General features: G+C 72.4%; 15 protein-coding genes. 5 read left to right on the top strand and 10 right to left on the bottom strand.

Features of this window, described 5'->3' with window-relative positions:
* Nucleotides 1-84: 84 nt before the first annotated feature.
* Both ACFPFQ_RS01670 and ACFPFQ_RS01665 read right to left on the bottom strand, forming a co-directional pair.
* Nucleotides 85-1,839 (bottom strand): ATP-binding cassette domain-containing protein, encoded by a 1,755-nt coding sequence (locus ACFPFQ_RS01670; RefSeq protein ID WP_379613948.1) that lies wholly within the window; start codon nt 1,837-1,839, stop codon nt 85-87.
* 105 nt (nt 1,840-1,944) lie between these two features.
* Entirely contained in the window at nt 1,945-2,742 is a 798-nt protein-coding gene (locus ACFPFQ_RS01665; RefSeq protein ID WP_379613947.1) for a helix-turn-helix domain-containing protein, read from the bottom strand.
* An 87-nt stretch (nt 2,743-2,829) separates the two neighbouring features.
* Between ACFPFQ_RS01665 and ACFPFQ_RS01660 the strand changes: the two genes are divergently transcribed.
* Nucleotides 2,830-3,231 carry a PaaI family thioesterase gene (locus tag ACFPFQ_RS01660; RefSeq protein ID WP_379613946.1) on the top strand — a complete coding sequence of 134 codons (402 nt, stop codon included), beginning with the start codon at nt 2,830-2,832 and terminating at the stop codon, nt 3,229-3,231.
* On the opposite strand, the gene ACFPFQ_RS01655 is transcribed toward ACFPFQ_RS01660, so the two are convergent.
* Together ACFPFQ_RS01655 and ACFPFQ_RS01650 are read right to left on the bottom strand one after the other, a co-directional pair.
* Nucleotides 3,203-3,445: a GNAT family N-acetyltransferase gene (locus ACFPFQ_RS01655; RefSeq protein ID WP_379613944.1), complete on the bottom strand. Its 243-nt coding sequence runs from the start codon at nt 3,443-3,445 to the stop codon at nt 3,203-3,205. The two genes, ACFPFQ_RS01660 and ACFPFQ_RS01655, sit on opposite strands and share 29 nt — an antisense overlap.
* 201 nt (nt 3,446-3,646) lie before the next feature.
* Complete coding sequence (locus ACFPFQ_RS01650; RefSeq protein ID WP_379613942.1) at nt 3,647-4,756, bottom strand: LLM class flavin-dependent oxidoreductase; 1,110 nt, start codon at nt 4,754-4,756, stop codon at nt 3,647-3,649.
* A 110-nt stretch (nt 4,757-4,866) separates the two neighbouring features.
* Between ACFPFQ_RS01650 and ACFPFQ_RS01645 the strand changes: the two genes are divergently transcribed.
* The 3 genes from ACFPFQ_RS01645 to ACFPFQ_RS01635 are packed head-to-tail and all read left to right on the top strand — an operon-like array spanning nt 4,867 to nt 7,764.
* Nucleotides 4,867-5,700 (top strand): N-formylglutamate amidohydrolase, encoded by an 834-nt coding sequence (locus ACFPFQ_RS01645; protein ID WP_379613940.1) that lies wholly within the window; start codon nt 4,867-4,869, stop codon nt 5,698-5,700.
* 21 nt (nt 5,701-5,721) lie between these two features.
* Nucleotides 5,722-5,838: a putative leader peptide gene (locus ACFPFQ_RS01640; RefSeq protein ID WP_379613938.1), complete on the top strand. Its 117-nt coding sequence runs from the start codon at nt 5,722-5,724 to the stop codon at nt 5,836-5,838.
* A 39-nt stretch (nt 5,839-5,877) separates the two neighbouring features.
* Nucleotides 5,878-7,764 carry an FAD/NAD(P)-binding protein gene (locus ACFPFQ_RS01635; protein ID WP_379613936.1) on the top strand — a complete coding sequence of 629 codons (1,887 nt, stop codon included), beginning with the start codon at nt 5,878-5,880 and terminating at the stop codon, nt 7,762-7,764.
* A gap of 145 nt (nt 7,765-7,909) precedes the next feature.
* On the opposite strand, the gene ACFPFQ_RS01630 is transcribed toward ACFPFQ_RS01635, so the two are convergent.
* Nucleotides 7,910-8,857 carry an NmrA family NAD(P)-binding protein gene (locus ACFPFQ_RS01630; RefSeq protein WP_379613934.1) on the bottom strand — a complete coding sequence of 316 codons (948 nt, stop codon included), beginning with the start codon at nt 8,855-8,857 and terminating at the stop codon, nt 7,910-7,912.
* A gap of 101 nt (nt 8,858-8,958) precedes the next feature.
* Here ACFPFQ_RS01630 and ACFPFQ_RS01625 point away from each other — a divergent pair, with 101 nt between their 5' ends.
* Entirely contained in the window at nt 8,959-9,531 is a 573-nt protein-coding gene (locus ACFPFQ_RS01625) for a TetR/AcrR family transcriptional regulator (protein WP_379613932.1), read from the top strand.
* Nucleotides 9,532-9,561: 30 nt separating this feature from the next.
* On the opposite strand, the gene ACFPFQ_RS01620 is transcribed toward ACFPFQ_RS01625, so the two are convergent.
* The 5 genes from ACFPFQ_RS01620 to ACFPFQ_RS01600 all read right to left on the bottom strand — a co-directional run bounded on the left by ACFPFQ_RS01620 (nt 9,562) and on the right by ACFPFQ_RS01600 (nt 14,157).
* Nucleotides 9,562-9,783, bottom strand: a complete 222-nt coding sequence (locus ACFPFQ_RS01620; RefSeq protein ID WP_379613930.1) for a hypothetical protein — start codon at nt 9,781-9,783, stop codon at nt 9,562-9,564.
* Between the two features lie 282 nt (nt 9,784-10,065).
* Nucleotides 10,066-10,965, bottom strand: coding sequence for an ABC transporter permease (locus ACFPFQ_RS01615; RefSeq protein ID WP_379613928.1), 900 nt, complete (start codon nt 10,963-10,965; stop codon nt 10,066-10,068).
* Nucleotides 10,955-11,722: an ABC transporter ATP-binding protein gene (locus tag ACFPFQ_RS01610; RefSeq protein WP_379613926.1), complete on the bottom strand. Its 768-nt coding sequence runs from the start codon at nt 11,720-11,722 to the stop codon at nt 10,955-10,957. Before ACFPFQ_RS01610 ends, ACFPFQ_RS01615 begins: the two co-directional genes overlap by 11 nt.
* A gap of 4 nt (nt 11,723-11,726) precedes the next feature.
* Nucleotides 11,727-12,803 carry an ABC transporter substrate-binding protein gene (locus ACFPFQ_RS01605; RefSeq protein WP_379613924.1) on the bottom strand — a complete coding sequence of 359 codons (1,077 nt, stop codon included), beginning with the start codon at nt 12,801-12,803 and terminating at the stop codon, nt 11,727-11,729.
* A 610-nt stretch (nt 12,804-13,413) separates the two neighbouring features.
* Nucleotides 13,414-14,157: a sirohydrochlorin chelatase gene (locus ACFPFQ_RS01600; protein WP_379613922.1), complete on the bottom strand. Its 744-nt coding sequence runs from the start codon at nt 14,155-14,157 to the stop codon at nt 13,414-13,416.

Genomic DNA, 14,157 nt, shown 5'->3' with positions numbered 1-14,157 from the left:
GGATCGAGTAGAGGTCGTGGTAGGTCCCCGCGAGCGTCATCAGCTCGTCGTGGGTTCCCTGCTCGACGAGCTTGCCGCGCTCCATCACCAGTATCTGGTCGGCGTGGCGGACGTTGGCCAGGCGGTGGGTGACGAGAACGGTGATCCGGTCGCTGCCACCGAGCTCGCGCAAGCGGCGAAGACGGCGTGCTCGACGCGGGCGTCCAGCGCCGCGGTGGGTTCGTCGGCGATCACGAGCGGGGCGTCGCGGTAGAGGCCGCGGGCCGCGGAGATGCGCTGCCACTGGCCGCCGGACAGGTCGCGCCCGGACTGGAACATCCGCGACAGCACCGTCGACCAGCCGTCGGGCAGCTCCGCGACCACGTCGTCGGCACCCGAGCGGCCTGCGGCCGCGGTGAGGCGCTCGCCGTCGGGGTCGGTGGCGGCGAGCCGGCCGATCCGAACGTTGTTCTCCGCGGTCATCGGCCACCGCAGCGGCTCCTGCATCACCACGGCGACCCGCGAGTGCAGGTCGTGCGTGTCGAGAGCGGTGGTGCAGACGCCGTCCCAGCTGACGGCGCCGCCGGTCGGCAGGTACAGCCCGCTGATCAGCTTGGCGAGCGCGGACTTGCCCGAGCCGTTCTCGCCGACGAGCGCGACGATCTCACCGCGCCGCAGCGTGGCATCGATGCCGTCGAGCGCCAGTTCGTCCTGGTCGGGGTAGCGGAACGAGACGCCGTCGAGCGTGATCGTCGCGGGGTCGCCGGCCAGCTCCGCCGTGGGCTCGGGACGGCGCCTGCGGCGGGCGTCGGCGAGACAGGTGCGGAACAGGTCGACGTAGAAGCTCGCCTCGTAGAGGTGGTTGGTCTGGAAGATGACGTTGGTGACGGCACCCGATGCCGTGCGCATCGCGACCGCCGCGGCACCGGCGAGTGCGAGCGGGAGCACACCGGTGTAGAGCAGCAGCCCGAGCACGAGGTAGGCCAGCGCCGTGCCGACCCCGGAGAGCGTGCGTCCGACCAGCTGGATCAGGGTGCGCGTACGGGACACCCGGACCTCCTCCTCCGCCGCGAGGTCCTCGCCGATCCGGCGGTGCTCACCCAGCAGCACCTCCTGCGTGGTGAACGCGCGGATCTCCGCTGCCCCGTCGCGCCCGGTGATCAACCGCTGGACGACGCCGATCCGGCGCGACCGGGAGTTCATCCGCACGACGGAGGCGAACATCAGCCGGGCCGACCGGACGGTCGCCCAGCCCTGGGGGAGTGCCGCGAGCAGCACCACGGGAACGAGCAACGGGTGCAGGACACCCGCCGTCACCACGGCCGCCGTGACGGCGACGACGCCCGCGATCAGGTCGGACGTGTCGCGGACGATGGCGCGCAACCGCGACGGGCCCAGCATCGTGGCCCGTTCCACGTGCTCGGCGAAGTCGGCGTCCTCGAACGCGACCAGGTCCACGGCCAGCACCGCGGCGTGGATCTCGTGCTGCGCGACCTGCTCGACGCGCGGCGTCAGCACCCCGTCGACGGCGCCGACGGTCGCGTCGAGCAGGCCACGGGCGGCGCCCGCCGCGACCACGGCGGCGATCGCCGGCAGCGCGGCCACCACCCGGGTGGGTGTCGGGCCCTGTTCCAGCAGCTGCGTGAACACGTTCGCCGTGGCCAGCAGGCCGAACGCGGTCACCCCGCCCGACACCAGCTGCACGATCGCCGCGAGCACGGTGAGACGCGGGGACGCTCGCCACGCCCACCGGACGGCCTCTGCCGCCGTGCGCGGTGCGCCGCGGGCGATCGCCGGCAGCCCGGCCTGCGCGGTCCGCTCGTAGCCCGCCGCCCAGGACGGGGTCTCGATGTCGTCCACGCCGATCAGCGGGGCAGGCCCCGGTTTCACATCCACAGGTCCGCCCCTCCGCCGGAACCCTCCATGGTCCCTGCCGCGGAGATCGTTCGGGGGCGGATCGCCGGATCAGCCGAAGCGGTTGCGCAGGTACGTCGCCGTGGCGTCGTCGGCGGGGAAGAAGCTCTCGATCGCCACCTCCTCCAACGTCACGTCCAGCGGGGCACCGAGGACGGCGACGGTGCTGAACAGGGTGAGCTCGCCGTCGGGGTGGCGCAGCCGCAGCGGCAGGACGATCCGGTCGCGCGGCTGGGCCGCCGGGTCGAGGCCGGCGTCGTGCAGGTAGCCGACCAGCTCGTTCAGCAGCGCCCGCAGCCCGGTCGTCGCCGACCGTTCGGCCTGCCGGCGCAGCCGCGACACCAGGTGCGCCGCGTACTCCGCCAGGTCTGCGACGTGCGGCGCGAGGCCCCGCGGGTGCAGGCTCACCCGCAGCGCGTTGATCGTGCCGGTGAGCAGCGCGGGGTCGACGAGCTCGGTGAGCACCGCGCCGGCGGCGTTGGACGCCAGCAGGTTCCACTGCCCGTCGACGATCATGGCCGGGTAGGGCATGTGGCCGTCGAGGATCCGGCCGAGCGAGCGGCGCACCTCGGCGAGCTCGCCGTCGTCGAAGCGGTGCTCGGTGTAGGCCGGGGCGAATCCGGCGGCCATCATCAGCTCGTTGCGTCCGCGCAGTGGCACGTCCAGCTCCTCCGACAGGTGCAGCACCATGTCCCGGCTCGGCCGCGACCGTCCCGTCTCCAGGAAGCTGAGGTGGCGGGCCGACACGTCGGCCTGCAGGCCCAGGTCCAGCTGGGTGAGCCGGCGGCGGGTGCGCCACTCGCGCAGCAGGGAGCCGAACGTGGTTCCGGCGAGGGTCGCGGCGGTCATGGGAGCGACGCTAGCGGGCGCGGCGCGGCTGCTCGATGACCTCGGAGGTCATCGACCGGCGCCGGTCCGTCGGACAGGGTGGCGACCATGAACGACGAGTTGACCGCACAGATGCACGCCGTCATGCCCTACACGGCGCTGATCGGCGCCACCGCCGTCTCCGTCGCCCCGGATGCGGTCGTGCTGCGGCTGGGCTGGGACGAGACCCGGTGCACGGCCAACGGCCTGATGCACGGCGGCGCGCTGATGAGCCTGGCCGACGCGGCCGGGGGCTACTGCGCGTTCCTCAACCTGCCCGCCGGGAAGACCAACACCGCCACCATCGTCTCGTCGGTGAACCTGATGCGGGCCGTGCGGTCGGGCCACGTCGAGGCGACGGCACGGATGCTGCACGGCGGGCGCAGCACGCTCGTGATCGACACCGAGCTGCGCGACGCCGACGGGAAGCTCGTGGGGCGCGTCACGCAGACGCAGGCGGTCCTGGGGTAGCGCGGTCCCGGCGCAGCATCACGAACAGGGAGACGTCGCGGTACTCGGCGGCCAGGCGTTCGATCAGCGCGTGCGACTCGTCGATGTGCACGAGCGGCGCGTCGTTGTGCTTCTGCTCGTCCGGCTCGCTGCGGAAGGCCAACAGCGCCCGGGCGTCGGCGGGCACGATCTCGCGCAGCACCATCCGCTCGGTCTCCAGCACGGGGAAGGCCACGCTGCCGCAGCGTAGCGGCCGCCCGGCCACGCTGATTTCGCCATCGCAACACGCCGATTTCGCTGTTCTGACACGCCGTGTTTGCGATCTCGACACGGCCCCGCCCGGCGAGCGCGTGTCGGATCCGCACACACAGCGTGTTGAAACGGCGAAATCGGCGTGTCGGAAGTGCCAAATCGGCGTGTCGAGATGGCGAAATCGTCAGACGGGGACGGGGACGCGGGCGGCGTCGCGGCGGGCCACCTCGGCGCGGACGAGCGGGATCACCTCGCGCCCGAACTCCTTCGCGTCCTCCAGCAGGTTGTAGCCACGCGCGGAGAGGATCTCGACGCCGAGGTCGTAGTAGTCCAGCAGCGCCGCCGCAACCGTCTCGGGCGTCCCGACCAGCGTCGTCGAGTTGCCGGCACCGCCCGTCGCCTTCGCCGTGACCGTCCACAGTGCTCGGTCGAAGCGCTCACCCTGCGCCGCGACCTCGAGCAGGCGCTGCGAGCCGGCGTTCTCCGGGTCGTTGAGCTTGTGGCGCCGCGTCAGCTGCGACGTGCCGTTCTGCGTGCGGTCCTGGATGCCTGCGACGGTGGCGTAGGCCTTCTCCCACGCCTCGTCCTCCGTGCGACCGAGGATCGGACGGAACGCGACCTGGAACTTCGGTGCCGGCCGCCCGGCGTCCGCGGCGAGCTTCGTGATCGTGGCGATCTGCTCGGCGGTGCCGGCCAGCGGCTCACCCCACAGCGCGTAGATGTCGGCCTCTTCCGCGCCCACCCGGTACGCGGCAGCAGACGAGCCTCCGAAGGAGATCTGGGGGCGGGGCTGCTGCGCGGGCTCGACGTCGAGCACGAAGTCGGAGAAGTCGTAGTGCTCGCCGTGGAAGTCGAACGGCTCCCGCGACGTCCAGGCCTTTTTGTAGATCTGGATGGCCTCGCGGGTGCGGGCGTAGCGCTGGTCCTTCGGGAGCGTGTCGCCCTCGCGCTGCTGCTCGTGGTCGTTGCCGCCGGTGATGACGTGCAGCGTGAGTCGCCCGCCGGAGATCTGGTCGAGCGTGGCCACCGTCTTCGCCGCGAACGTCGGGTAGGAGACGTTGGGGCGGTGAGCGAGCAGCAGTTGCAGGCGCTCGGTGTTGCAGGCGATCAGCGCGGCGGCCTGGGCCGGGTCGGGCGAGCCGGAGCCGTAGGCGGTGAGGACGCGGTCCCAACCGGTGTCCTCGTGCGCCTTCGCCAGCGCGAGCGTGTAGTCCCTGTCGAAGGCCGGGCCGCTGCGCAGGTCGGTTTCCGTGCCGTTGTTGGTGGCGCCGATGCCGAGGAACTCGACGGGCATGGTGGGGTCCTTCCGAGGTGGTGGGGTGGGCGCGGGCTCAACGGCCCGGACACACCGCCGACCACACGCGACCGAAGTCGACGTGTGGCCTCGTCACCAGCGGAACCCGGATGGACACGCCTCCCACTCCAACACCGGGTGCGGCGACCGTCAACACTGTTGTGGTGCATGCGGTCGCGGGGAATAACGCCAGCCCGGTGCTGCTGCACGTCCCGCACGCGGGCACGCGGATCCCGCCGTGGGTCCGCGAACATCTGCTGCTCGACGACGCCGGGCTGGCCGCCGAGGTGGCGGCTCTCACCGACCACCACACCGACACGATCGCCGCGGCGGCCGCCGACGCCGCCCGGTTGCGGCCGTTCGTGCTGGTCAACGAGGTGTCGCGGTTCGCGGTGGACCCGGAGCGGTTCCCCGACGAGCGCGAGGAGATGGCCGCCGTCGGCATGGCGGCGGTCTACACGCACGGGACGCTCCGGCAGCGCATCCGCTCCGCCGACGCCGAGCACGAGGCGGCCCTGCTCGCGGCGTTCTACACGCCGTGGGCGGACGCCGTGCGTGCCGCCGTCGACGCGCGGCTGGCCGCGACGGGCCGCGCGGTGCTGATCGACGTGCACTCCTACGCCACTGTCGCGCTGCCCTACGAGTTGCACGCGACGGGCCCGCGCCCGGCGATCTGCCTGGGCACCGACGCCGCGCACACACCGCCCGAGCTGCTCGACAGCGCCCGCGGGGCGTTCGCCGGGCTGGGGGAGGTCACCGTGAACTCGCCCTTCGCCGGCACGTACGTGCCGCTCGCGCACCACGGCACCGATCGGCGGGTCGCCTCGATCATGATCGAGATCCGGCGGGACACGTACATGACCGAGCCCGACGGTCCGCCCGACGCCGGTGCAGGGCGGGTGGCGGCGGCACTGGCCCAGCTGATCGACGCGATCTCGACCTGACGGTGGCGGCGGGGTGGCGTGATGTCGACTCGTTTCCCTTGGCCGCCGGCGGGGCGGCCGCCTACAGTCGGGTGCATGGGGCAGCTCTTCACGCGCAGACGGCACGTGGATCTCTGCCGTACCAGCGCCTCTCTCTGAGCTCCGGACCGTCCGTGTCCGCCCGCTCGAGAGGAACCCATGACCTCCGCGATCGCGATCATCGGCGCCGGGCCCCGCGGTGCCGGCATCCTGGAACGGCTCGCCGCCAGCGTCCCTGACCTGCACAGCGGCCGCCTCGATGTGCACCTGATCGACCCCTACCCGGCCGGTGCCGGTCGGATCTGGCGCCATGACCAGTCACCGCTGCTGGCCATGAACTCGATGGCAGCCGACGTCACCATGTACACCGACGACACCGTCGTCTGTGAGGGTCCGATCCGCCCCGGCCCCACGTTCTGGGACTGGGCGCGCGATCACGACGACCCCGACGCGCTGGGCCCCGAGCTCGCCGCCGAGCTGCGCGACGTCACGGCGTCGACGTTCCCGAGCAGGCGGCTGCAGAGCGAGTACCTGGGCTGGGTGCTGCGCGACGTCATCGCCGGCCTGCCCGACGGGGTGCGGGTGCACCTGCACCGCGACCGCGCCGTCGGCCTCACCGAGGACGGCGACGCGCAGCTCGTGGAGCTGGCGGGCGGCACCACCCTGCGGGTCGACACCGTGGTGCTCGCGTCCGGGCACCTCGACGCCACCCCCACCGGTGACGAGCTGGAACTGGCGGCCCGCGCCGCGGAGCACGGCCTGCGCTACCTGCCTCCGGAGCAGACCACCGACTCCGACCTGTCGGTGATCGCACCGGGCGAGACGGTGCTGGTGCGCGGCATGGGACTGGCGTTCATCGACCTGGTGGTGCTGCTGTTCGAGGGCCGCGGCGGCCGCTTCGAAGCCGACGGCGACGGCGTGCGGTACGTGCCCTCCGGTGCGGAGCCGCGGCTGGTCGCCGGATCGCCCCGCGGCACGCCGTACCACTCCAAGACCCACTACGGGCTGCTCGGCGGCCGCCCGCCGGTGGGGCGGTTCTTCGGTGAGGCCGAGGTCGACGCCCTGATCGCCACCGGTGAGCCGGTGGACCTGCGCGCCCAGGCCTGGCCCGCGATCGCCAAGGAGATCGCCTTCGGCTGGTACCACGAGCTGTTCGGCGGGCACGCCGAGCGCGTGCTGCTGCCGTGGGAGGAGTTCCTCGCGCGGTTCGCCGAGCTGGAGTGGGACTCACCCGCGATGCTCGAGCTGATCACCGCAGCCGTGCCCGACCCGCTGGACCGGATCGACATCGCCGCGCTCGACCGCCCACTCGACGGCGTGAGCGCGCCTCACCTCGCCGCGCTGCAGCCGATGGTGCGCGCCCGGATCGCCGAGGACCTGCGCCAGCACGTCGACCCGCGCCACACCCCGCACCTGGGGGCGTTCGTCGCGATGCTGTTCGCGTACGGGGAGATCACCCGGCTCGTCGGCTCCGGTGTGCTGTCGGCGCGGTCGCAGGCGTACGACCTGCGGTGGTGGCAGGGCTTCTTCAACGGGGTCGCCAGCGGCCCGCCCGGGTTCCGCGTGCGGCAGCTGCTCGCGCTCGCGCGCGCCGGCTACATCGACTTCCTCGGCGCCGGCATGTGGGTGGACGTCGCCGCCGACGGGTTCCACGCCGGCAGCGCCACCCTCGCCGGCGCACCGCCGCTGCGGGCCGGCGTGCTCGTCGATGCCCGGCTGCCCGACGCGAGCGTCACGCGTACCTCCGACCCGCTGCTCGCCGGCCTGCTGCTGGCGGGCGCCGTCAGCGAGGACGTGCTCGTCGACGACGACGGCACCGTGTTGGGCAGCACCGGGCAGATCCGGGTGCGACCGGCGGACGGGGCCCTGATCGACGCGTCCGGCGCGGTGCATCCCCGGCGGTTCGCGGTGGGTCCCCACACCGCGGTCAAGGTGGCCGGGGCGTTCACCCGGCCCGGCATGAACGCGCAGAGCCTGCGCTACAACGACGCCGTCGCCCGGGCCGTCCTGCGCAGCCTGCCCCAGGCCGCTCGGGCCGCCGCGTAGCCCGCCCACCCCCGTTGCAGGAAAGCCACTTTCCCGCAACGACGTTGCGGGAAAGTGGCTTTCCTGCCATCGCCGCGCGAAGGTGGCCTTCCTGCAATCCGAGAGCTGCAGGCCATGACGGACTCTCCCGCAACCCGTCGCCGCACTACTCGAACATCGCGCGCAGTTGCTCCCTAGCCCAGGTGTCGAAGCTGGTCAGCGGGATGCCGAAGGCTCGGGCGTACCGCGGGTGGGCCGGCTGTTCCCGCACGTTCAGCCACTCGTGGTTGGCGCCCATCGCCGGCATCCCGGCGGCGAGGGCCTGCTCCACGGTCATGTCCGGCGCGGCCAGCGGCGTGCCCAGCACGCGGGAGAGGACGGCGGCGATCTCGGTCATCGAGAGCTGCTCGCTCGCCAGTTCCAGCTCGACCCGGTCGAACCGTTGCGGGTCGGCGATGGCCGCTGCGGCCGCCGTCCCGATGTCGGACACCGCGACGAGTCCCAGCCTCGTCGCGGGGTTCAGGACGCTGACCAGTCCGCCCGCGATGCCGCGGGGGAACAGGAATGCCATGGAGGGGAGGAAGTTCTCCATGAAGAACCCCGGCTTGAGCAGCGTCCAGCGAGCGAACCCGGCCGCGCGGACGCGGTCCTGGATCGCGCTCTTCGCACCCAGCGTGGGTTCCATCGCGGCCCAGCGGCCCTCGGCCCACCCGGGGGCCTCGGTGTGCTGGCCGGCGCCGGTGACCGACGTGTGCACGAACTGCGAGACCCCGGCGGCCAGCGCGCCCTCGACGAGGTTGACGCCCTGGGTCACCTCCCCGTCGAAGTCGAAGCCGTCTCCTGCCGCGTTCAGGCCGGGCATCTGCACGGAGAAGACGGCCCGGGCGCCCTTCGCGGCCCGGACGATGGACTCGCGGTCATGCAGATCGCCGATCACCAGTTCGGCGCCGAGTGCCTCGACGGCCCGGGCCCGGTCGGTGGCCGCGTCGCGCACCAGTGCGCGGACGGGAACGCCCGCGGCGAGCAGTGCGCGGGCGGTGGCGCCACCCTGCCGGCCGGTGGCACCGGTGACGAGGACGGGCCCTGAGTCTGTGGACGCTGAACCTGCGGACATGGTGGTCTCCGAATGCTCGTCCGTGAAATGGCGGGGTCCGCCGTTTTGATTCCGCTACGATATGGCGGACCCCGCCACTTAGCAAGCTCGGAGATGACGCCATGCCCGACGGCCAGCGCGCCGACGCCCGGCGCAACTACGCGCGCATCCTGGCCGTCGCCGAGGCGGAGGTTGCGTCGAAGGGCTCCGGAGCGTCCCTGGAACAGATCGCCCGCACCGCGGGTGTCGGCTCGGCGACCGTGCGCCGGCACTTCCCCAGCAGGCGTGCGCTGCTGCAAGCGGTCTCCCGGGAGCGGATCGCGGCGCTGAGCGCATCCGCCCACGGCCTGACCGGGGCGGCGGACAGCCGCGCCGCACTGCTGCAGTGGCTGGGTGAGGTCGTCGACTACTGCGTTGTGGCCAGGGGGCTGGCGGCCGCACTGGCCTACGACGACGACGGGGTCGATCCGGTGCACGGGAACAGCTGTGCGGCAACGCTGGAGGAGGCGGCCGGCCCGCTGCTACGCCATGCCGTGCGGGACGGGGTGGTGGCAGCCGATGTCACGGTCGGCGACCTGATCACGCTCGCCGTCGGCATCGTCCTCGCCACGGAGCACCACCCCACCCCCGCCGCCAGGGCGCACCGGCTGTTCGGGCTGGCCGTGGCGGGGTTGAGCCCGCCGGGGCCCTTTTGACGTGGGGGTGGAGCGGTGCGGCTGCGGCGATCAGGGCTGGCGCAGCGGCGGGTGGCGGTGCAGCGCGCTGCGCGTCATCGCCAGCTGGTGGGCCACCTCGGCGGCGATCAACTCGGCGTGCAGCTCAACGTGATCACCGCTGTCGGTGCCGTGCATGGCCAGCGCGCGATGGCGGCGGACCAGCTCGTCGAGCGAGCTCAGCAGGTTGTCGGCGATGCGGCGGCGGGTGTCGTCACGAGTGGGGGCGGACATGGCTTCTCCTCGGTGTGGAACGGACCGGATCGGCGGTCCGCCGGACACAGCGCACTGGCGTGATGGCACAGGTCGCGATCGCGGCGCCGGGTGAGGGCACGCGGGCGCGACAGTGCCATGGTGGCGAGTGGGAGCACCGTTGCTCCAGCACGGCCGTGAAGCCGGGAGGGGAGGAGGAAGGCGAACCCGATGGCGGCTGCAACAGCGAGGGCAGCGACGTCCATGAACCACAGGGTACGCAAATCTTTGACCATCGTGCCGGTGGGTTTCACCGAACTCGAACTATGTCGCGAGCGAGAGGCCGCGTGCTCGCAGCACGCGCCGCTCGATCGGCCGGAAGATCAGCAGTTCGATGCCGATCCCGACGATCAGGATGAGGAAGATGGCGGCGATGACGCCGGGCATGTTGCTGAAGTCGCTGCCCTGCTTGAGGTAGGCGCCCAGCCCGAAACCGAGCAGCGGCCCGGCCGCGATGATCTCCGCGGCCATCAGCGAGCGCCACGAGAACGCCCAGCCCTGCTTGCATCCCGCCAGGTAGCCCGGCAGCGCCGCCGGCAGCAGGATGTGGCGGGCGCTGGTGAGCCCGCGCGCGCCGAGCACCTGGCCGACGCGCGGCAGGATCGGCGGGATCTGGTCGATGCCCGCCACCAGTCCGTTGGCGATCGACGGGATGGAGCCCGCGAGCACCACGAAGTAGATGGTGGCATCGGTCAGCCCGAACCAGAGCACCGCGGCCGGCACCCATGCCACCGACGGCAGGCTCTGCAGTCCCGAGAGCAGCGGCCCGATCGCGGCGCGCACGACCTTGACCTTGGCCACCAGCAGCCCGAGCGGCGTCGCGATCACCAGCGCGATGAAGAAGCCGAGGAACGCGCGGCTGATCGACGTCCACAGGATGGCCAGCACGCTGCTGTCGTCGACGATCTTGAGGAACTCGGACCAGACACTGGCCGGCTGCGGGACCTTGAACTCGCTGGTGATGGCCGAGGCCCACACCAGCTGCCAGACCAGCAGGAACAGCACCAGCGCGACGATCGGAGGCACCCAGACCGCCAGCGCTCGCCGCCACCACGGCGACCGGACGACGGTGGGGGTGTCGAGCGCGTCGAGTCCCGCCACCGCCGCCGCGTCATCGGCGCCGGCAGCGGGGGATTCCTTGCGGGTGTCCAGTTCAGGCGGCATGGCTCGTGATCACCTGGCGCAGCTGCGCGGTGATCTCCCCGTGCAGCTCCGGGCCGTGTTCGGCCACGTTCCACTCGCCGACGACCGTGCCCGGCCGCGACGACAGCAGCACCACCCGCTGCGCCAGCCGGATGGCCTCGCGGACATCGTGGGTGACGAACAGGATGGTGGTGCCGGTGGCCTCCCACACGCGCAACAGCTCGCTCTGCAGCACGTCGCGGGTGATGGCGTCGAGCGCGGCGAACGGCTCGTCCATCAGCAGCAGGCCGTTGCCCTCGCCCGAGCTCGTGGCCGCGGCGAGCGCACGGGCCAGCGAGACGCGCTGCCGCATCCCACCGGAGAGCTCGTGCGGCCGCTTGGCGCCCTGACCGTCGAGGCGGACCAGTTCGAGCAGCTCGCCCGCGCGGTCGCGGCGCGCCCGCTTGCCGAGACCGCTCAGCTGCAGCGGGAGCTCGATGTTGCGGCTCGCGGTGAGCCACGGCAGCAGCGCCGACTCCTGGAACATGAACGACGGACGGGTGGTGCTCAGCTGCACCGTGCCCGCCGTCGGCTCCTCGAGACCGGCCACGAGGTTGAGCAGCGTCGACTTGCCGCATCCCGAAGCGCCGAGCAGGCAGACGAACTCGCCGGGCCGCACCTGCAGGTCGATGCCCTGCAGTGCGGTGACGGCGCCCGCTCCCGTGCCGAAGGTCTTGGCGACGCCGCTCAGGTCCACCGCGGCGGTGCCGGTACGGGGGTGCTCCAGGATCGCGGTCATGGCGTCATCCCTGCTTGTCGAGACCGGCGGCGTCCACCGCAGGCTTGCCCGCTGCCTGCAGGACGCTGTTGAGCGCCTTCAGGTCGAGGAATCCGGCCAGCTTCGTCTCCTTCTCCGTGGCACCAGCGGTGACGCTGTCCTTGGAGAGCTGCGGGAACGTTGCTGCCAGAGGGTCGATGGTGAAGCTCAGCTCGCTGAAGGCCCGGTCGAGCACGGCCGGGGCGAGCGCGGAGTTCGTCAGCTTCTTGATGCTGTCGTTGGTGACCGTCTTGGCCTCGGCCGGGTTGCCGGTGGCGAAGTCGATGGCCTTCTGCTCGCCGCGCAGCAGCGCCGCGATCGTATCCGGGTGCTCCTGCAGGTACTGGGTGCGGACGATCAGCACCGTGGTCGGGAACTGCCCGTTGGGCCACAGCGACTTCTCGTCGACGAGGACCTTCGCGCCGGCGTCGACCAGCCGGGAGCTCCACGGCTCGGGCAGCCAGCCGCCCGCGAGCTGGCCGGACTTGAACAGGTCGAGCGTGCGCGGGTTGTCGAGGTTCTGCACGGTGACCTTGTCGGGCCCGGTGCCGATCTCGAGGTTGTTGGCCTTGAGCCACTTCTTGAACGAGACGTCCTGCGTGTTGCCCGCCTGCGGCGTCGCGATGATCTTGCCCTTGAGCTGGTCGGGCGTGGTGATGCCGGGTGCGACGACGAGCTGCGCACCACCGGAGGTGGAGCCGGCGATCAGGCGGACCGCGCCGTTGGACTTGGCGAAGGCGTTGATGGCCGGGCTGGACCCGATGAAGCCGGCGTCGAGCGAGCCGCCCAGCAGCGCCGCGACCTCGTCGGGGCCGGCGTTGAACGGCTGCGTCGTGAGCTTGGTGCTGCCCAGCTCCTGCGCGAAGAAGCCCTTGTCGAGGCCGATCAGCGCGGGTGCGTGGGTGATGTTGGGGAAGTAGGCCAGCCGCAGCTCGGCGGCGGGGGTGCCGGATGCTGCGGGAGCGGGTGCGGGTGCCTCGGCGGCGCGGGAGCAGGAGGCGAGCACGCCGACGGCGATCACGGCGACGGTGGCGACGAGCGGGATTCTCGAGCGGAGACGCATCTGTGATGGGTTCCTTAGCGGGGCGCCCGGGGGAGCGCGACTGACGAGCGGGATCGCTGGCGGGACACGGCGGAGCGCACAGGTGTGCGCAGGGCGGTGCCGTACGGCTGTATCAGCGACAGAGCTCGTCGAACGCGTGACCTCGCCGAGACGGCCAGAACCGCTCGAGGTCCGCGAACGGGATCGTCGAGGCGCCATCGTCTCCACGCCGGGAACCGGCGGGGACGGGCTGCGTGCGCAGCGGGCTCGACGTCACCACACCATCGTGCGGCCCGGGAGCGTCCAGGACAACCGACCATCCGTGATGCGGGAACGGTGGGCAAATGTCCGTACCTCTTGGCTTCTTCCTGGTCAGCGCCGGTATTGCCGCTCAACGGGCGATCGAAGTGACCGAGACCACCGGCGGAAATGTTCCGATCACGTAGCTGGCCCCCTCCCAAAGGGAGGGGGCGGTGTGGTGAGTGGTTGCTCGCTGGTGCGGCCGGGCAGCTCGGCGGGTGGCTGGGTGGGCGCCTCATGGAACCGCGTGGTGGTTCCGGGACGTGCGTGGGCGACCACAAGGTTCCATGAGGCGCGGAAACGGTGACCGCGCGACCGCGCCCCGCCGCGCTCAGCCCGCAGCGCGGCGGGGCACCCCGGCAGCGGCGTCGTCGTACCGGCCGAGCACCGTGGCCGCCACCAGCGGGTGGGTGCCCAGCGGGGCGGCGACCGGCACGCTGTGGTCGGCGGCGGCGCGGTCGATGCGGTCGGGCAGCAGGCCCGGCGCGAGGATCCACGGCGCCACTGCCACCCGGCGCGCACCGTCACGGCGCAGCGTGGCGATCGTGTCGGCGACGCTCGGCCCGTTGGCGGTGGCGTAGCCGACCGCCGCACCCGCCCAGCCGAACCGTCGTGTCCACCTGCCGGCGATGCGCGCCACCGCGGCGTTGGCCGGGGCGTGCGAGGAGCCGATGGCGGCGAGCACCACGCCCAGTCGCGGGTCGTGCAGCGGCGTGACGGCCGCGAGCCGGTCGAGGGCGGCGTCCTCCAGCCGGTCGTCGCCGCCGAGCACCTCGGCGACACCGATGTCGAGCAGGGGATGGCGGTGAGCGGCGCGGCGGACCTCGCCGGGAACGTCGACACGGGCGTGGAAGGCGTGCCCCAGCAACAGCGGTACCACGACGGCGCGGCGGTGCTCGTCGGCCGCCACGCCCGCGATGACGTCGGGCAGCCGGGGCGCGTTCAGGTCCAGGAACGCAAGCCGCACGTCGAGGTCCGGGCGCTGGGCCCGGACCTCCTGCATCAGCGCCGCGACCGTGGCAGCCGAACGCGGATCGCGGCTGCCGTGCGCGACGGCGATCAGCGGTGGGAGCAC

This window comes from Pseudonocardia sp. GCM10023141 (genome assembly GCF_042653605.1).
This window is presented reverse-complemented; position numbering and strand designations above follow the sequence as displayed.